The sequence below is a fragment of the Natronohydrobacter thiooxidans genome, assembly GCF_001884735.1.
Lineage (GTDB): Bacteria > Pseudomonadota > Alphaproteobacteria > Rhodobacterales > Rhodobacteraceae > Roseinatronobacter > Roseinatronobacter thiooxidans_A.
In genome coordinates, this window is record NZ_MJAP01000012.1 from 54,091 (window position 1) to 72,411 (window position 18,321).

Genomic DNA, 18,321 nt, shown 5'->3' on the forward strand with positions numbered 1-18,321 from the left:
TGGCGGATCAGTCAGCGCTGTGCAGGGGCGCTTCGTCGTAATGCCTGATCACGCGGGCGAGCGCCTCTATGGCGTCGGACATGGAGCGTGGCGACACATATTCGTCGGGATGGTGGCTGATCCCGTCCCGGCAGTCGGTGAACAGCATCCCGACCGGGCAGAGATCCGCCATCGCGGATGCATCATGCGTCGCGCCCGAGGGCAGGTGCATTGCACCTTGCCCGTCCTCGGTCACGGCCTGCGACAGAAGGGTGACGATCTCGGGGGCGCAGGGGGTGGCGGGTTGCGCATAGCTGCGCGACATGTCCAGCCCGAGATTGCGGTGCTGCGCGATCTCGCGCGCACGCTGGGTCAGCTCGGTTCCGGCAGCCTCGCGCACGCGATCTGACGGGCTGCGGATTTCCAGCGTCATGACGGCTTCGCCCGGCACGGCATTGACGACGCCGGGGCGGAGCTGCAGCGCGCCGACAGTTGCGAGCAGATCGGGCGTCGCGCGGGCCAGATCCTCGGCGGCCAGCGTGAGTTCCGCCGCGCCCGCCAGAGCGTCGCGGCGCAGATGCATCGGGACCGTGCCCCCATGGGCGGCCTGACCGGTCAGGGTGATGCTGTGCCGCTCGATCCCGCAAATGGCGGTGACGATGCCCAGAGAGGTGCCCGCCTGTTGCAGGACAGGTCCTTGTTCCAGATGGGTCTCGATCCATCCCATGACCTGCGCCGGATCGCGTTTCAGGCGCGGGATCTCGCCCGGCGCAAGGCCGAACCCTTCCATCGCCGCGCGCAATGTCACGCCATCGCGGTCGCGCAGCTCCAGTGCTGCCATGTCGAAGCTGCCCGCCAATGCGCGCGGCCCCATCAGCGCCGTCGGGAAGCGCACGCCCTCTTCATCGGCAAAGGCCAGAACCTCGATGGCGAAGGGCAGGCGGACCCCGCCCTCGCGCAGTTTCATCAGGGCGAGAAGGGGCAGCACTACCCCCATGATGCCGTCATAGGCCCCGCCTTCGCGCACCGAATCCTGATGCGAGCCCATCAGCAGCGCCGGGGCACCGCGCGGCCCGTCCAGCCGCCCGATCAGCGTGCCTGCCGCATCCAGTGACACGCGCAGGCCCGCCTGTTGCATCATGTCGGTCAATACCTCAAGCGCGGCGCGATGCTCGGGCGTGAAGGGCAGGCGAGTGACACCGGGGCCGGGTTCGGAACAGCGCGCCAGCCGCGCCAGCCAGTCCTGCGCCATTGCGCCCCAGTCCGGTTCAGTCATGGCCGCGCTCCGGGTCGTTGCGGGTGGGGACGGTCGGCAGCCATGCGGCATACTCCCCGCTCTGGCTGCGCGCATAGAGAACCTCAAGCGCGCCGATCGGATCTGCGGCCCAGTCGATGCGCAGGCTGAGCGGGGGCGCGTCATCCGACACCACCAGCAGCGCCGCTGATTGCAGCCCGCGCACATCCCCGCCCGCCGCGTCTGCCGCCGCGAGCGCGGCGAGCAACCGCTCGGCCAGCGGACCTGTGGCGCTCAGATAGGTGTCGCGCAGGGCCTCGATCACCTGCGGGCCTGCCAGCATATTGCCTGCGACCACAAGCCCCGGCGCGATCAGCGCGCCTTTCCAGTCGGTATTCTGCGCCCCGGTATGGCAGGCGGTGTGGCCATCGCGATCCAGCGTGGCCAGTTGCCGCCAATGCGCGCCGCGATCAGCCTGTGTCAGATGTTCGACAGTCTGCGCGGCGCTCGTGCCCGCGCGCATCAGGGCCAGCGCGTCTTCGCCCCAGAGGGTGGAGGGGGCCGCGCCCTGCGATGCCGACATGCCCGCCCGCGAATCACCGCGCAGCACCCAGCCACCAACGCAGAGCGCTCCGGTCGCGGCGGCGCCGCCAAAGGCACCGGTGCCCGGATCTTGCGCAAGAATTGAATAGGTCATGTGTTTGTTTCCCTGCTGCCCCATATTTATCATGAAAATTTTGACGAATGCAAATTATCATGATAAATAGAGGGAAAATAAATCAGCAACAGGGAGTGCCGTCTATGGCCATTTCATCACTGACCCGTCGCGGCTTCGGGGTTCTGACGGCCGCTTTACTTGCCTCTTCGGCATTGGTTGCACCTGCAAGCGCGCAGACGCCGCCGGGCGTGCTGGTGGTGGGGCAGATCGCCGAGCCGCAGGCGCTGGATCCGCATGCGGTCACAGCGGTCAATGACTTTCGCATCCTGATGAATGTCTATGACGGGCTGGTGCGCTATGCCTCCGGCACGCTGGAGGTCGAGCCTGCGCTGGCGGAATCCTGGGAGATTTCCGAGGATGGCACGGTCTATACATTCAGCCTGCGCGATGGTGTCAGCTTCCATGATGGCAGCGCTTTTGATGCCGAAGCCGTGGTCTGGAATTTCGAGCGGATGCTGAATGAGGACCATCCCTATCACGACACGGGCCCTTTCCCGCTCTCCTTCTTCTTTTCGGCCATCGCGACGGTCGAGGCGGTCGATGACCTGACCGTGCGTTTCACCCTGAATGAGCCCTATGCGCCGTTTCTGTCGAACCTTGCCTATCCGACCGGGCTGATCGTCTCGCCCGCGGCGGTGATGGAACATGGTGGCGATTTTGGCCGCAACCCGTCGGGCACAGGTCCGTTCCGTTTTGCTGAATGGCGCTCGAATGAACGTGTGGTAGTGACCCGGAACGAGGACTACTGGGACGGCGCTGCGGGCACTGAAGCGGTGATTTTCCGCCCCATCACCGATGCCAATACCCGCGTGGCCGAGATGCTGGCAGGCGGGATTGACGTGATGGTCGAGGTGCCCCCTGTTGCCGTCGCGCAGTTTCAGGGCGCGCAGCACATGGTCCATGAACAGGCCGGGCCGCATCTGTGGTTCCTGATCCTGAATGCCAAGGAAGGCCCTTTTGCCGACAAGCGCGTGCGTCAGGCGGCGAATTTCGCGATCAACAAGGAAGCGTTGGTCAACGATGTTCTGGAGGGCACGGCCACTATTGCGGCAGGCCCGACCCCGCCTGCGTTTGCCTGGGCCTATAACGAGGAACTGGAACCCTATCCCTATGATCCCGACCGCGCGCGCGAACTGATTGCCGAAGCCGGGGCCGAGGGGGCGCGCCTGACCTTCTATGTGACCGAAGGTGGTTCCGGCATGCTGGACCCGATCCCGATGGGCACCGCGATTCAGGCTGACCTTGCTGCCGTGGGTTTTGATGTGAGGATTGAGACCTATGAATGGAACACCTTTCTGGGCCGCGTGAATCCCGGTCTGGAAGGCAAGGCAGACATGGCGCAGATGGCCTGGATGACGAATGACCCCGATACGCTGCCTTTCCTTGCCTTGCGCACGGATGCCTGGCCCGATGCGGGCGGGTTCAATTCGGGCTATTACTCGAACCCCGAAGTGGACGCGCTGCTGGAAGCCGCCCGCGTGGAGACCGACCCGGAGGAGCGGGCGCGGCTCTATCGCGAGATGCAGGTGATTGTGCAGGAGGATGCGCCATGGGTCTTCGTCGCGAACTGGATGCAGAATGCCGTGACCTCGGATGCGGTGGAGAATTTCCAGCTTGAGCCGTCCTTCTTCCTGCTGCTCAAGGATGTGGTGAAGAACTGAGATCAGGGACAGGGCGCGCTACCGCGCGCCCTGTTTTCGAGTATTTTCAGCAAGAAAATGAGCAGGGGGAGCGATGGGCGGCTATATCCTGAAACGGCTTCTCTCGGCCATTCCGGTGCTCTTGGGCATCACGGTGATCGTGTTTCTGATCATGGCGATGATCCCCGGTGATCCGGCGACCGCCATTCTGGGCAGCTATGCCACGCCTGAAAACGTGGCGCGGCTGAACCGCCATCTGGGGCTGGATGAGCCACTGTGGCGGCAGTATTTCATCTGGCTGGGCAATCTCATGCAGGGCGATTTCGGGCGCTCCTTCGCGCTGAACCGTCCGGTGCTGGATGAGATTCTGGACCGGTTTTCGGCCACGCTGATCCTCGCGGGCACGGCGTTCGTGCTCTGCGCACTCATGGGGATTCTGGCGGGCGTGATCTCTGCGGCGCGGCAATACGGGCTGGCGGATAAGGCGATCACCTTCGTGGTGATCCTTGGCATCTCGGTGCCCTCGTTCTTTCTGGGCATGATGATGATCCTGCTCTTCGCGGTGCAGCTGCGCTGGTTTCCGGTCTCGGGCATGTATTCGATCTGGGGCGGCGGCGATCTGCCCGATCTGATCCGGCATCTGACCATGCCCGCGCTGGCGCTGTCGGTGGTGGCAACGGGGGTGATTGCGCGGCTGTCGCGCGGCGCGATGCTGGAGGTGCTGCGGCAGGATTTCATCCGCACCGCGCGCGCCAAGGGCGTGCATGAACGCCGCGTGATCTGGGGCCACGCGCTGCGCGCGGCGATGGTCAGCATCATCCCCGTTCTGGGTATTCAGGCGGGCTTTGTGCTGTCGGGGGCGGTCTATATCGAGATGGTGTTTCAATGGCCCGGAGTGGGGCGGATGCTGGTCGATGCGATCCTGAAGCGCGATATCCTGCTGGTGCAGGGGGGCGTCGTGTTTATCGCCGCCTGCTATGTCGGGTTCAATATCGTGGTCGATGTGGCGCAGGCCTGGCTGGACCCCCGGATCAAGACATGATGGGGATCACGACATGAGCCTGTTTCTGCGTCTTCTGTTTCGCAACAAGCTGGCGGGGCTTGGCGCGGTCGTGCTGGGCGTGATCGTGCTGCTGGCCCTGCTGACCCCCATTCTGCCGCTGCATCCGCCCAATGCGACAAACACTGCCAGCCGCTTTCTGCGCCCCTTGTCCGAGGGCCATCTGCTGGGCACCGATCATCTGGGCCGCGATCTGTTGTCCCGACTGCTCTGGGGCACGCGGTTGTCGCTTGCGGTCGGGTTCGCCGCCGCACTGGTCGCGGGGCTGGTGGGGGCGGCCATCGGGGTGATGGCGGGCTATTTCGGCGGGCGCACGGATAATGTGACCATGCGCGGCGTCGATATGCTCATGGCCTTCCCCTATATCCTGCTGGCGCTGGCGATTGTCGCGGTGCTGGGGCCGGGGCTGTTGAATGCGCTGATCGCGGTCGCGGTGGTGAATATCCCGTTCTTCGCGCGGAATATTCGCGGCGTGACGGTGGGGATTGCGCATCGCGAATTCATTGATGCGGCGAAACTGGCGGGCATGGGGCATACGCGGATCCTGCTGACCGAAGTGGTGCCCAATATCGTGCCGGTGGTGGTGATTGCCATGTCCACGACCATCGGCTGGATGATCCTGGAAACGGCGGGCCTGTCCTTTCTGGGCCTTGGCAGCCAGCCGCCGCAGGCCGATCTGGGCTCGATGCTGGGCGAGGCGCGCTCGGCGCTGATCACGGCGCCGCATACCTCGATCGTGCCCGGTGTGATGATCCTGCTCATTGTGATGTCGGTGAACCTGCTTGGCGACGGGATCCGCGATGCGCTGGATCCGCGCCTGCGCTCGGGCGCGCTGGCGCGGCCCATGGCGACCACGCGGGTCGAGCGGGCGCAGACCCCGGCGCCCAAGGGTGAGGGGCTGTTGAGCATTGACGAGCTGGAAACCCAGTTCCATGTCGGCCCGCGCGTCTACAAGGCGGTGAACAAGGTTTCGCTGGAGTTGCGCCCCGGTGAATGTCTGGGGCTGATCGGCGAGAGCGGGTCGGGAAAATCCGTGACGGCGCTGTCGGTGATGGGGCTTGTGGCCTCGCCCCCCGGTGTGATCACGGGCGGGGCCGTGCGGCTGGAGGGGCAGGATCTGATAGGCGCACCCTATGAGGTGTTGCGCAGCCTGCGCGGGCGCAAGGTGGCCTATATCTTTCAGGATCCGCTGGCGACATTGCATCCGCTTTACCGCATCGGCGATCAGTTGACCGAGGCGATCCGCGTGCATGAGCCTGTCAGCCATGCAGAGGCGCATAGGCGCGCGGTCAGGCTGCTGGAGGATGTGCGTATCCCCAATGCCGCCGCGCGCATCAACGCTTTCCCGCATGAGCTTTCGGGCGGGATGCGCCAGCGTGTCGGCATCGCCATGGCGCTGGCCAATGATCCCGACATCATTATCGCGGATGAACCGACCACGGCGCTGGATGTGACCGTGCAGGCGCAGATTCTGGCGCTCTTGGATGATCTGCGCCGCTCGCGCAGCCTTGCGATCCTGTTCATCATGCATGATTTCGGGGTGGTGGGCCAGCTATGTGACCGGGTGGCGGTCATGTATGGCGGGCGGATCGTCGAGGCGGGCCCGACCGCCGAAGTGCTGGCCGCGCCCGCGCATCCCTATACCAAGCGCCTGATTTCCTGCGTGCCGGAACTGGGCGGCGGGCGGCGGGTGCTGGCGGCGATTCCGGGCCTGCCGCCTGCGGTGGACCGGCTGCCCGACGGCTGCGCTTTTGCGCCGCGCTGTGACAAGGCGCAGCCAGACTGTCGCCGCGGCGAGATCGAACTGGAGGGCAGGGCGCGCAAGGTGCGTTGCCTCTATCCCGAGGGGGCATCATGACGCTTGCGTTGAAAACCATGGATCTGGCCAAGACATTCGACATCGGCCAGCGCCTGATCGGCCCGCCGCGCGCGCAGGTTCATGCGGTGCATCCTGTGTCGCTGGAGGTGCGGCAGGGCGAGACGCTGGGGATCGTCGGGGAATCGGGCTGCGGCAAGTCCACTCTGGCGCGGATGCTGGTCGGGCTGACCCCGCCCACATCGGGCAGTATCGAGATCGAGGGCCGCGCGCTGGATCGCGCTGACCCTGCGGCCTTCGGGCGGCTGATCCAGTATGTGTTTCAGGATCCGGTTTCCAGCCTGAACCCGCGCAAGACGATCCGGCAGATTCTGGAAGTGCCCTTGCGCCTGCTGCATGGCCTGCGGGGGGCGGCGCTGGATGCGCGGATAGAGGAATTGTTCGATGCGGTGAATCTGCGGCCCGAGTTTCTGGATCGCTACCCGCATGAGTTTTCCGGCGGGCAGGCGCAGCGGATCGGCATTGCCCGCGCGCTGGCGGCAAGCCCGCGTATCCTGATCCTTGATGAACCGGTTTCGGCGCTGGATGTCTCGGTGCAGGCGCAGGTTCTGAACCTGCTGGCGGATCTGAAAGCGGAATTCAATCTGACCTATCTGTTCATCAGCCATGATCTAGCGGTGGTCGAGGCGGTGAGCGACCGCATTGCCGTGCTCTATTTCGGCTCGGTGGTCGAAACCGGCCCTGCCGAAAAGGTCTTTGCAGCGCCGCGCCATCCCTATACCAAGCTGCTGGCGGACTCGGCGCCGGTTGTGGGCCGCCCGCTCGGCGGGGCGCAGTCCGGCGAACTGCCGGACCCGCTGAACCCGCCGCCGGGCTGCGCCTTTGCCGGACGCTGCCCGCGCGCATCCGATCTGTGCCGCGCCGAGGTGCCGCTTCTGCGCGCGATTGAAGGAGACCAGTTTGCCGCCTGTCACCACCCCAGAGAGTGTTGAGCGCCTGTCGCGCCCGCAACAGGTGGCCGAGGCGATCAAGTCCTGGGTGATGGCGAATGGCTGGGGTCCGGGCCATCGGCTGCCATCGGAACTGGATCTGATCGGGCGCTTCGGCATGGCCAAGGGCACGATCCGCGAAGCCATCCGCATTCTGGAGGCGCAGGGTCTGGTCAAATCGCGGACCGGACCCGGTGGCGGGGTATTCGTGCATCAGGTTTCAGAGGCGCGTGCCACGGCCCTTCTGGGAAATTACTTTTACTTCCAGCATCTGACCATCGACGACATCTATCAGATCCGCGAGGCGCTGGAACCCGAACTGGCCGCCAATCTGGCCGGGCAGTTGAGCGAGACCCAGCTTGCGGCGCTGGAAGATGTGATGACCTGCTATTCGGAACCGGCGCGCACGCCCGAGGAAGAGCGCGAGCAGCATATCGCGTCGCTGCGCTTTCACGCGCTTCTGGCCGAGATGTCAGGCAATCCACTGCTGCGTTTCCTGATCCGCTTCACGGCCAATATGCTGGCCGATATCACCGTCTCGCGCAGGCTCTACAGCCAGCCGAACCGTGAATTATGGTCGAGCGGGCTGGATTATCAGGCGCGCCTTGTCGCCGCCCTGCGGGCCGGTGATGGTGAGGCCGCGCGCGCGATCCTGACCGATCACATGCAGAATGCGCATCGTCTGATGAAGCTGCAGGAAACCGTTCTGACCCAGCGTTTTCTGCCCGAGGGGCAGATCATCTAGGCGCACGGCGTGCAACTTGGCGCACCGACGCGCGGAGGGAAGTTGTCTCGACTGAACTGATTTATCCTGTGGTATCAAGTTAGTAGCTACCTTTCCCAACTGGTCAGGCCGCGCTGATCGCGCCCGGCCAGCGGCAAGAAACCGCGCATCTTCGAGCAGAAGGTCAAACCGGGCGAAACCTGTTTCCAGCTTCGCGCATTTCATTTGCATCCGGCGTCGCGATGCGGCGCCACTCAACTCTGTATTGGAGGCTGAAATGCTGAAGAAAATTCTCGCAACCACTGCGCTGAGTGCTTTGCTGGCCGCGCCGGTTCTGGCACAGGATGCCCCGCCCCCGGATGACCCGATCGACCCGCCGGTGATGGAAGAGCCCGCACCTGAGCCGGGTCTGCCCGAAGGCGATGTCACTGAACCCGGTGAGTTTCCGGACGATCCGGTGGACACTCAACCTGACACCGACCCACTGCCTGGCACCGACGCGGCGCCTGATACCGCTGCTGTGAATGCCGAGGATGTGATCGGCGCCGAACTGGTGGACTTTGAAGGCAACTCTATCGCCACGGTCGATGATGTGGTGATCGATGCCCAGGGCGGCGTCGAAGCTGTGCTTGTCAATGTCGGCGGCTTCCTTGGCTTCGGGGCGCGCACTGTCGTGATCCCGATGAGTGACGTGACGGTTGATACCGATATCGAAGGCGAGATCGTGCTGCGCACGGCGCTCACCTCCGAGGATCTGGAGAATATGCCCGAGCATCAGGAAGAGCCGGAGGAACCCCCGCTCGACATGGAGGAACCCGCACTCGACATGTAACGTCTTGCGCGTTCCAAGCTTGGCAGAACAACCCGTCGGGCGGCAATTTGCCGCCCGATTTTTCTTGGTGCGAGGACGAAAGGCTGCCGGTGCACATCAGTGGTTCAGGCGCGACGACCCGGTGCGGAAAGCGTGTATTTCCGCGCGCGACCATGCGGCGCGACAGGCGAGGCGGTATCGAAATCCCGGAACCGATCCATGCCTTGCTCGTTGAACAGACAGCACAATGCAAAAAAGGAGAATCAGTATGAACCGCGATGAAATCAAAGGCAAATGGACCCAGCTGAGCGGCTCGATCAAGGAGAAATGGGGCAAGCTGACCGACGACGATCTGAAGGAGGCCGAAGGCAATCGCGACATCCTGATCGGCAAGATTCAGGAGAAATACGGCGTTGCGAAGGAAGAAGCCGCAAAGCAGGTCAACGACTGGATGGAAAAAGCCTGATCCGGCTTGAACGCTCACACCAACTTGTGCGGCACCGATCCGGTGCCGCTGGTCAGGAGGACACATGGCCCGTCAACCTTCGAAGAAAGCCGCTGACAGTGATGCGCAAGATCCAGGGGATGCAGCCGATGCAGCCATGGCTGACATGCAGGAGCATCTGGAAAAACTGCGCGCGGAATTGTCCGAACTCTCTGGCCGCGTTGCGGGGCTTGGTGAAGCGGGCATCCGTGCAGGGAAGGAAACCCTGCGCAAGGAGGGTGACCGTGCCATGCGCAACGCAAGCCGCGTGCTGAATGATGCCGCCGAACAGACGGAAGACGTCATTGCGCAGGCCGACAGGTTCTCGCGCGAGCGGCCTGCGCTTGCCATGGGTCTGGCGGCGGCGGCGGGATTCATCGTAGCCCTGACGCTTTCGCGGCGCTGATGCAGCGGTATTTCAAACAGATCCGGCGCCGCGCGCAATGGCGTGCGCGGCGTTTGGGTCGTTTAGCGCTTGGCGTTGCCTTGCTGATGATCGGCCTGGGTTTCTTGACGGCCGCTGTCTGGGCCTATCTCGCGACAGAATTCTCGCCCATACTTGCCTCGCTGGCCTGCAGCGCGGTTTTTTTCGTGGCAGGGGGCGGGTTCCTCCTGCTGGCGGGGGCTGGCAGGCGCCCTGATATTCAGCCACTGAACGAGGCGGTGAAGGCGGAATTTGACCGCCGACAGGCATCCGCGTCGCGCCGCGCCCCTGAGCCGGGTGAGAGGCCCGCTTTGCTCGAAGCTTTTCTGATGGGATATGAGGCTTATTTTCGATTGCGCAAGAGGCGCGAGTGAGCGGTCTGCGTCTTTGCGCAGTCGAGCCATAGTCGATATATCCGCTGCCTTTTCAGGCAGAAAACCGCCTTGGTTCAATCCGCCGAGAGGAAACGCGCCACACCGCGCAGGGGCCTTATCTGTTCCGCAATGACACGGAGCGCAACAAGAATGGGAACCGCGATCAACATGCCCATGAAGCCCCACATCCATGCCCAGAAGGCCACCGACAGGAAGACCGGGACCGGTGTCATGCGCAGGCGCTGAGCGAGCAGGCTGGGTGTGACAAGCTGTCCCTCGAACGTGGTGAGTGCGAGATAGGTGAGGCCCACAGCCAGAACCTGCCCGAGCGTGTCGAACCACAAGAGTGCCACAGTACTGGCAAGGGTTATGCCCATGACTGCGCCCAGATAGGGAATGAAGTTCAAAAGGAAGGCCAGCGTTCCGAACAGAAGCGGCACGGGCATCCCGAGCCACCACATCGCAAGCCCCACACAGATGCCCAGACCGGCATTGATCAGCGTGATTGCTCCCAGATAGCCACAGAGCTTGTTCTCGGTCTCGCGCAGGGCCGACAGGGCCGCGCGTTTGGTGGCAACGGTCGAAAAGGACTGTATGATCTTGCGATAGATCACCCGGCTGGAGGACAGCAGGAAGAACAGCAGGACCAGTGCAAAGACAAGTTGTGCAACCATTGCAGGGGCCTCGGCGAGATACAGCAGCACATCGCCCGCATTGTCCATCAGGAAGGTCACTTCGGGCGGTTGTTCGCGGCCATTTTCTCCGTTGCTGTCGGGAAGTGGTGGTCGCAGGGTCGGAATATCGTCCTGTTCCTCCTGTCCGAAGCTCTGGGCCATGGCCATCACGGCATCGCGTGCCGCCGACAGACGTGCGGTTATCTGTGCGACGATTTCCGGCAGATTGGCGGTCACCTGACGTACTGGCCCGGCGAGCATTCCGAGGATCGCCCCCAGACCGATCAGCAGCCCGAGAACCAGACCGCCCGCGACCAGATGACCGTTGAGGCCCAGACGCTGCAGGCGACGATGGACCGGCATTAACACGAAGAACAGCAGAAGCGAAAAGAACACTGGCATCAGGAAGGAGCGCGCCTGCTGCACAGAAGCGACGAGCAGGATGATGAAGATCCCGACAAGCGCAGCATTCGACGCGGCCGAGACCTGACGTCTGGGCAATTCCTGCCCGGTCCCCGGATGCACTGACATTGAGTTCCCTGATCCCCGGACAAATGGTCTATTGTTGATCAACTGTCGTTGAGGAAATGGGTTCCCCGCCCCTTTCGGGAACCCGATGGCGACAGTGTGCGTTCTGACCCTTGTCACATTGCCGGAGACAGTTTTCATGCATCTTCTGCCTCATCGTGTGCGGCGCAAATTGCGGGCTGCTGTGGCGGCTGTGCTGGGGTTGGTTCTGTTCTGGTTCCTGCTGATCGCGCTTTTGCCCTACAGGCGCGAATTGCGCGACGCCTTGCCTGCTGGCACGTCGCCCGAGGATCCGCAGTTCGCGCGCGACATGGCCGGGCTTTATGGCAGCCCGCTCGTTCCCGGCAACCAGATCGACACGCTGCTGAACGGGGACGAGATCTTCGCAGCGATGCTTCATGAAATCAGCGGCGCCAGACGCTCGGTGACCTTCGAGACCTATATCTACTGGAGCGGCGAAATCGCAGAGCGGTTTTGTGATGCGCTGGTGGAACGTGCGCAGGCCGGGGTACGGGTCAAGGTGCTGATTGACTGGATCGGTGGTCTGCCCATGGCGGATGACCTGCTGGACCGGATGCACGAAGGCGGGGTCGAGTTGCGCATGTTCCGTCCGATGCGCCCCAGTACGCTCTCGCGCCTGAACAACCGCACGCACCGCAAGATCCTTGTGGTCGACGGGCGGACCGGCTTCATCGGCGGGGTTGGCATTGCCGATCAGTGGCGGGGACAGGCCCGCAACCCCTCTGAATGGCGCGACACGCATTACCGGGTGCGCGGGCCTGTGGTTGCGCTGATGCAGAATGCCTTCGCGCATAACTGGGTCGAGGCCAGCGGCGAAGTGCTGCGCGGCGCGGATTTCTTCCCGCCGCTGGAGCCTGTGGGGCAGGTGCCGGTGCAGATGATCAAGAGCAACACCGGCAGTCGCAACGAGATCCACCTGATGCTGATGACGGCACTGGCCTCGGCGCAGCGACATATCCGAATTTCGACGCCCTATTTCGTGCCCGACAAAGTGGCTGTTGCCCAGCTTCTTGCCGCACGGGCGCGCGGGGTGGAAGTGGATCTGCTGCTCGCGGGTGTGCACACCGACAGCTGGGTGGTGCGGCGCGTCTCTCGCCTGCCCCTGCGGCGCTTGCTGGGGGCCGGGGTGCGCATCCATGAATATGCGCCGACTTTCCTGCATTCCAAGCTGGTTTTGATTGACCAGGACTGGGCGTCCATAGGATCGGCCAATTTCGACGAGCGGTCATTCCGTCTGAACGACGAGGCCAATCTGAATGTGCATGACCGGGATTTTGTCCAGCAGCAGATTCGCATCTTCGAAGGGGATATGGCCCGTGCGCGCGAGATCACGGGCTCTGATCTGGACCGGATGAGCTGGATTGAGCATGCGCAGAACACGATTCTGGGTGTGTTGCGACCGCATCTCTGAGGGAGGCGCTCGGGGCGGGATGGAACCGTCCTCACGGGTTGCGCGTTAGGTATCTGACTACGCGCGACCCGTTTCTTTCGGTGCGCGCAATGAAAGGAAAGGAGTGGACATGAGCGCCCCCGACACCAATACCAAGAAACAGGCCAAACGCCACAAGCCCTCGCTGCTGGCAATCAGTCTTGCAGTCATTGTGGGCAGTCTGCTGCTGATCTGGATGCTGACGCGTGTTATGGTCACGGGCGAAGATACCGCTGATCAGGCCGCGCCCACACTGATCGAAGAAGAGGCCCCTCCGGCGCAGATTGAAGACACGACGGGTATCCCAGCCGAGGGTGCGCCTACTGACCTGGGCCCGGACGGTGAGCCTCAGGTGATCGACGATACAACCGCTGCTCCCCCTCAGTGAGACACTCTTGCGCTGATGGGACAGGCGAGAGCCGTCCCCGAAGCCCGATTCCATGTTGAACCTTGAGCGCGCGCGTCATTGAGTCTGTGGTCAATGGCGCGTCCTGCGCATGGTCCCGGCATCCGCTGCTATGCGGGCCTTGTCCATTTTTCCGATCGAGCAGTCCCAAAGCGTTTGGTCTTTTCGTTGAACCGTCGACGCGCGTTAGCTTCTTGTTCTGACGCAAATCCGAGCCGAACCGTAGGTTCGCACAAACGAAAACTCAATCAGCTTTTTCTGAAATTGCTTTAGCAACTGGTCGTGAAGACAACCGGAAAGAGGGTGAACACCGTGGCGAAAAATCCGATCCACGCACCCCAGCGCGGCAATCGCGCCGCCCGGCCTGTCCCCGTCGGCACGGCGCGCAGCAACGGCCAGAAGGCCACAACCCCTAGGATCCAGATCCCGATCAGCAACAGTCGCGCGCCGGTGGTCAGCCCTTCGGGGCCGGGAATGGGCGCGCAGACCGCGCCATGCGCGGAATAGACAGCGACGAAGACCACGGCCCAGAGCGTCGGCCCGGCGAGAACCCACCAAAGCCACTTCATGCGCCCCCCTTCTGCGCGATCAGCGCAAGGATGGTGACAAGGGTCGTGATACTCGTGAAATCCTGCCAAAGGCGCCAGGGTGCCCAGGCGCCGCGGATCTGTTCGGTGATTTCGCCGCGCCGGTATTGATCGAGAACGAAAGCCGCCATGCCACAGGCCACCAGCAGGTGCAGCCCGACATAGGCAGCCATCGCGGCGCGCAGCGCGTCGCGGGCATGGGCTGTGGGGTCATCCAGCACGGGCACGATGCCCGCCAGCAAGGCGATCAGCGCGACTGCATTGGCGCACAGCCCCAGTGCGGCCCAGACGGGTGCCCCGCCGCGCGAGAGCGCCATGCCCAACAGCTGCGCCCCGGCAATCAGACCTGTCGCCCAAGCTATGCGGGAAGTATCGATCATGGCCGGGGGCGGGGCGGGGCCCTGTGTCACGACGGACAGAAAGGCCAGCCCGAACAGCACCGAGGCAAAAAGCGCCGCATTGGCCACGAGAAAGGCCACAAGGCCGCTTTGCCCGAGGCTCTGGCGGGCTTGGTGATGCACGGGCAGCGTGACGCCAGGGGCGATCTCGATCGGCTGCAGCGGGCCCCGCGGGGCAAGCCCGCGCCCCCAGACCCAGATCAGCACCGCCACCGGGACCAGCGCCATACCGGCCAGCAGATAAAGCTGCCACAGCACAAGAAGCACAAAGACCCCGATACTGGACGAGAGCGCAAAGGGCAGCGAAGTGTTGCCCGGAAGGTGCGCCACATGATCGGGCCGTGCCGCGCCGACAGAGGTCACCAGAAACTCCCTTTGCCCGCGCGGCGCACCCGGCAAAGCCCCGTCGCCGCAGGCCAGTTCCAGCATCACCTCGGAAGCAGGCCGGTCCAGATGCCGCGCTGTGGGGAGGGAGGAGAAGTTGAAGCTCGGTGCGGGCAATGGCATGGCCCAATCGAGCGTCGGCGCGCGCCATGGATCGCGCCGCGCGCGCGTGCCGAGTGTCACCTGCAACAGCATATCCAGCGCGAACATGGCAAAGCCGATGGTCATGACAAAGCCGAAGAAGGAAGAGGTCAGGTTCAGCCATATCCATTCGGGGTTATCGGGGTAGACATCAATCCGGCGCGGCATGCCCAGAAGCCCGGTCAGATGCATGACGAAAAATGTGCCATGAAAGCCGATCAGGATGACCCAGAAGGCCGCTTCGCCCACCCCCCGGACCCGCGCCTTGCCAGTGACCAGGGGCATCCAGTAGGTGATCGCGGCCATCATCGGAAAGACGAATCCGCCGATCAGCACATAGTGCAGATGCGCGGTCACGAAGGCTGTGTCATGCGCCTGCCAGTTGAAGGGCACGATGGCGAGCATCACGCCGGTCAGCCCGCCCAACACGAAGGTCAGGAAGAAGCCAAGGATGTGATACATCGGCAGGTGCAGTTCGGGCCGCCCCTTCCACATGGTTCCGATCCAGGCGAAAACCTGCACCGCTGTCGGCACCGCCACCAGCACCGAGGCCGCAGAGAAGAAGGCAAGCGCCATATGCGGGATGCCCACCGTGAACATGTGATGCACCCAGAGCCCGAAGGACAGGAAGACCAGCCCGAGGACCGCGGCCACAATCGCGCCATAGCCAAGGATTCGCGTGCGGCACATGACGGGAATGATTGTGGACAAGGCCCCGGCGGCAGGCAGGAAGATGATATAGACCTCGGGATGGCCGAAGAGCCAGAAGAGATGCTGCCACAGAAGCGGATCGCCGCCGCGTAAAGGGTCGAAAAAGGGCCAGTCAAAGGCGCGCTCCAGTTCCAGCAGGACTGACGCGGCGATCAGGGGCGGAAACCCCACCAGCATCATGGCGCTGGTGCCCAGCATGTACCAGGCGAAGAGCGGCATCTCGGTCAGCTTCATTCCCGGCGCGCGCTGGCGCAGGATTGTCACCGTGATCTCGACCGCTGCGGCCACAGCCGAGATCTCGACAAAGGTCACGCCCAGAAGCCAGACATCGGCATTGATTCCGGGAGAATAGGCCGAACTCGACAGTGGCGTATACATGAACCAGCCATCGCGCGGCGCGACACCGAAGAGAAGCGCCGTCAGCATGATCAGGCCACCGAACAGATAGCACCAATAGCCAAGCGCCGTCAGGCGTGGAAAGGCCATGTCGCGCGTTCCCAGCATCTTCGGCAAGAGCCAGATGCCCAGTCCTTCCAGCATCGGAATGGCAAAAAGGAACATCATGATGCTTCCATGCATCGTGAAGATCTGATTGTAGAGTTCCGTGTCGAGGAATGCGCCGTCCGGCGTGGCAAGCTGCGCGCGAATGAGCATCGCCAGAATGCCGCCGATCGCGAAGAACACCAGCGCAGTAGCCATAAAGCGCAAGCCCAGGGTGGTGTGCGAGACCGATGTGATCTGCCCCCAGATCCCGCGATCATTGGCCCAGACGCCGGCCAGTTCCCGGTTCAAGGGCAGCGCCCGCTGGGGCGGATTGCGGGGCAGATCGGCAGGGGCGGCCTGCGCTTCGGACGGGCTGGCAGTCGTGTCGGTCATTGGCGGCCTCGCTCTGGTTCCGGGGGCCAGTTTTCCGGGGGCCAATCCGCATGGGCCTGCACATCGAACCGCATTCCGGCATGCCCTCTGCCGCAGAATTCGGCGCAAAGCCCCGCATAGACGCCGGGACTGTCCGCGATCAGCCGCAGCCGGTTGGTACGCCCCGGAATCGCATCCATCTTGCCCGCCAGTCGCGGCACCCAGAAGGAATGGATCACATCTTCGGAGGTGATCAATATATCGACCGGCTGGCCCGCCGGGATATGCATCAGACCGGCGCTCTCGACCGGCGCACCATCCGCCCCCTCATGCGTAAAACTCCAGCCCCACTGAAACGCATGGGCCCGCACGGTTACGGCCCCGTCATCGCGTGGCAGAATACGCTCGCCCACCACCAGCCCCGCGCCGAGCAGGAGCGTCAGCACCCCGAGCGAGAACCACAGGCCCAGACCATGCGTCCAGCGTCTGGTCGATGTTTCGCGGGGACGCCCGAAAGCAAGCGCAAGCAGACCCAGCACGAAGAGCGTGATCACCCCTGCGCCCGCCAGCATTGCCCACCACAGCCAGGCAATCTCTGCAGCCACGGGCCCGGAAGGGGCAAGCGTCGAGAGCGGCCCCCCGCAGCCCGCAAGCAGCAATGTGGCACTCAGTATCCTGCACCTCATAGCGGGTCGATCCATGCGGGAATGGTGATGCTGCGCGGTTCCTGAATGATTTCCGGCAACAGGCTCAGCAGCCGGGCCAGTTCAGGTTTGGCCAGAACCAGCCACAGGACAAGACCGATCAGTGGCAAGAGCGCGATCAGCGACAGAGCGACCGGAGGCGTGGCATAGGCACCGCGCCGCTCGCCCGACTGCTCGATCATATAGCCGAACCAGCTGTGCAGCACCACCATGCCCGTCACCGCCAGCAATTTGCTCACCATCCATGCATCCAGCACTTCCAGCCAGAAGATCAGCATCGTTCCGGCGGCCACAGCGATGACGGCTGCAGGCGAGACCAGCCGCGTATAGCTGAAATGCGTCAGCCAGCGAAACTCGGTGAACCCGGCCTGTGTCTGGAACCGATCATGCCGCCCGTGCAGATGCAACAGGATCGGCAACAGGATCAGCCCGGCGCACCAGATCACGAGTGACGCGATGTGAACTGCTTTCAGGATCGCGATCATGCAGGCTGATCCCGCCGCAACAGGCGCCACGCCAGAACCCCTGCGAGCAGGGCAAGCGGGATCATTCCGGGCACCCACATGATAAGCCCTGCCAGTTGCTGATCCTGAAGCGCGCTCAGTCCCCAGACCGGCGCATGGGCCAGATGCTCCGGATAGAAGGGGTGCGGGGCGAAGGTCAGAAGCGCACCCAGCAGGCCCATCTGTGCCACCAGTGTCATCAGGCCGAGGATGGGGGCCGGGCTGCGCTCCTGAAAGAGCGCCGAAAAGAACACCCAGGCAGGAAGGATCAACGCCGCCTGCATTGCCCAATAGACCGCCGCATAATCCCAGGCCGCCGAATATAGCTGCGGAATATGCCAGGCCCAGAGCGCCCCCGATAGGCCGAGGAATGCGGGCATGGTCGCTGCGCGGCGCCACGGAAAGGCGAGCGCCAGTGCCGGGGCCAGAATTGCCATAACCACCAGATGATGCACGGTCCGCGCGGAGAAAAGCGCGACACTCAGCGCGCAGAGCGGAGAAATGAAGGCAATCGCGGCGGCAAAGGCCGCGAGCCCGAACCCTGCCTTGCGGGCCTTGGCAGCCCCGCGCAGCCACCAGGCGCCGCAAATGCCCAGGGCAAGAAATGCGCCGATCAGGACCGGATCCAGATTCCAGCTTCCGAGCCAATCTGCCGGTGTGGGCGGCGGCCCGCAATAGGGCATGTCTGGATGTGTCGCAGCGCTCATGCCCCGATAACGCATTCGTC

General features: G+C 63.6%; 18 protein-coding genes. 10 read left to right on the top strand and 8 right to left on the bottom strand.

Annotated features, from left to right (window positions below):
- Window positions 1–7 precede the first annotated feature (7 nt).
- Window positions 8–1,255: a M20 family metallo-hydrolase gene (locus BG457_RS08020; protein ID WP_071796540.1), complete on the bottom strand. Its 1,248-nt coding sequence runs from the start codon at window positions 1,253–1,255 to the stop codon at window positions 8–10.
- Complete coding sequence (locus BG457_RS08025) at window positions 1,248–1,910, bottom strand: DUF1028 domain-containing protein (RefSeq protein ID WP_071796847.1); 663 nt, start codon at window positions 1,908–1,910, stop codon at window positions 1,248–1,250. The genes BG457_RS08020 and BG457_RS08025 overlap by 8 nt, the downstream gene beginning before the upstream one ends.
- Before the next feature lie 104 nt (window positions 1,911–2,014).
- On the opposite strand from BG457_RS08025, the gene BG457_RS08030 reads away from it, so the two are divergent.
- The 8 genes from BG457_RS08030 to BG457_RS08065 all read left to right on the top strand — a co-directional run bounded on the left by BG457_RS08030 (window position 2,015) and on the right by BG457_RS08065 (window position 9,861).
- Window positions 2,015–3,592, top strand: a complete 1,578-nt coding sequence (locus tag BG457_RS08030) for an ABC transporter substrate-binding protein (RefSeq protein WP_071796542.1) — start codon at window positions 2,015–2,017, stop codon at window positions 3,590–3,592.
- Window positions 3,593–3,665: 73 nt separating this feature from the next.
- Window positions 3,666–4,613 carry an ABC transporter permease gene (locus BG457_RS08035; RefSeq protein WP_071796545.1) on the top strand — a complete coding sequence of 316 codons (948 nt, stop codon included), beginning with the start codon at window positions 3,666–3,668 and terminating at the stop codon, window positions 4,611–4,613.
- A 13-nt stretch (window positions 4,614–4,626) separates the two neighbouring features.
- Window positions 4,627–6,489, top strand: a complete 1,863-nt coding sequence (locus BG457_RS08040; protein ID WP_071796546.1) for a dipeptide/oligopeptide/nickel ABC transporter permease/ATP-binding protein — start codon at window positions 4,627–4,629, stop codon at window positions 6,487–6,489.
- Window positions 6,486–7,439, top strand: a complete 954-nt coding sequence (locus BG457_RS08045; protein ID WP_071796548.1) for an ABC transporter ATP-binding protein — start codon at window positions 6,486–6,488, stop codon at window positions 7,437–7,439. The genes BG457_RS08040 and BG457_RS08045 overlap by 4 nt, the downstream gene beginning before the upstream one ends.
- A complete protein-coding gene (locus tag BG457_RS08050) occupies window positions 7,408–8,181 on the top strand; it encodes a FadR/GntR family transcriptional regulator (protein ID WP_245770962.1) in 774 nt (257 codons plus the stop codon). Before BG457_RS08045 ends, BG457_RS08050 begins: the two co-directional genes overlap by 32 nt.
- A 256-nt stretch (window positions 8,182–8,437) precedes the next feature.
- On the top strand, window positions 8,438–8,992 hold the full coding sequence (locus tag BG457_RS08055) for a PRC-barrel domain-containing protein (RefSeq protein WP_071796552.1): 555 nt from the start codon (window positions 8,438–8,440) through the stop codon (window positions 8,990–8,992).
- Window positions 8,993–9,239: 247 nt separating this feature from the next.
- The gene (locus tag BG457_RS08060; protein ID WP_071796553.1) at window positions 9,240–9,437 is read left to right on the top strand and encodes a CsbD family protein; all 198 of its coding nucleotides are present in this window, start codon (window positions 9,240–9,242) and stop codon (window positions 9,435–9,437) included.
- A gap of 64 nt (window positions 9,438–9,501) precedes the next feature.
- Entirely contained in the window at window positions 9,502–9,861 is a 360-nt protein-coding gene (locus BG457_RS08065; protein ID WP_071796556.1) for a DUF883 family protein, read from the top strand.
- 466 nt (window positions 9,862–10,327) lie between these two features.
- On the opposite strand, the gene BG457_RS08075 is transcribed toward BG457_RS08065, so the two are convergent.
- The gene (locus BG457_RS08075; protein ID WP_071796560.1) at window positions 10,328–11,458 is read right to left on the bottom strand and encodes an AI-2E family transporter; all 1,131 of its coding nucleotides are present in this window, start codon (window positions 11,456–11,458) and stop codon (window positions 10,328–10,330) included.
- 136 nt (window positions 11,459–11,594) lie between these two features.
- Here BG457_RS08075 and BG457_RS08080 point away from each other — a divergent pair, with 136 nt between their 5' ends.
- Window positions 11,595–12,887 carry a phospholipase D-like domain-containing protein gene (locus tag BG457_RS08080; RefSeq protein WP_175546767.1) on the top strand — a complete coding sequence of 431 codons (1,293 nt, stop codon included), beginning with the start codon at window positions 11,595–11,597 and terminating at the stop codon, window positions 12,885–12,887.
- Window positions 12,888–12,996: 109 nt separating this feature from the next.
- Window positions 12,997–13,293, top strand: coding sequence for a hypothetical protein (locus tag BG457_RS08085; protein WP_071796563.1), 297 nt, complete (start codon window positions 12,997–12,999; stop codon window positions 13,291–13,293).
- A 287-nt stretch (window positions 13,294–13,580) separates the two neighbouring features.
- Here BG457_RS08085 and BG457_RS08090 read toward each other — a convergent pair whose 3' ends face one another.
- Genes BG457_RS08090 through BG457_RS08110 form a run of 5 tightly spaced genes read right to left on the bottom strand, consistent with a single transcriptional unit; the run spans window position 13,581 to window position 18,301 of the window.
- Window positions 13,581–13,880, bottom strand: a complete 300-nt coding sequence (locus BG457_RS08090) for a hypothetical protein (protein ID WP_071796565.1) — start codon at window positions 13,878–13,880, stop codon at window positions 13,581–13,583.
- Entirely contained in the window at window positions 13,877–16,408 is a 2,532-nt protein-coding gene (ctaD, locus tag BG457_RS08095; protein WP_071796567.1) for a cytochrome c oxidase subunit I, read from the bottom strand. Before ctaD ends, BG457_RS08090 begins: the two co-directional genes overlap by 4 nt.
- Window positions 16,405–17,073: a cytochrome c oxidase subunit II gene (gene coxB, locus BG457_RS08100; protein WP_071796569.1), complete on the bottom strand. Its 669-nt coding sequence runs from the start codon at window positions 17,071–17,073 to the stop codon at window positions 16,405–16,407. Before coxB ends, ctaD begins: the two co-directional genes overlap by 4 nt.
- Window positions 17,070–17,576, bottom strand: a complete 507-nt coding sequence (locus BG457_RS08105; protein ID WP_071796571.1) for a CopD family protein — start codon at window positions 17,574–17,576, stop codon at window positions 17,070–17,072. The genes coxB and BG457_RS08105 overlap by 4 nt, the downstream gene beginning before the upstream one ends.
- Window positions 17,573–18,301, bottom strand: a complete 729-nt coding sequence (locus BG457_RS08110; protein ID WP_071796848.1) for a cytochrome c oxidase assembly protein — start codon at window positions 18,299–18,301, stop codon at window positions 17,573–17,575. Before BG457_RS08110 ends, BG457_RS08105 begins: the two co-directional genes overlap by 4 nt.
- Window positions 18,302–18,321 lie beyond the last annotated feature (20 nt).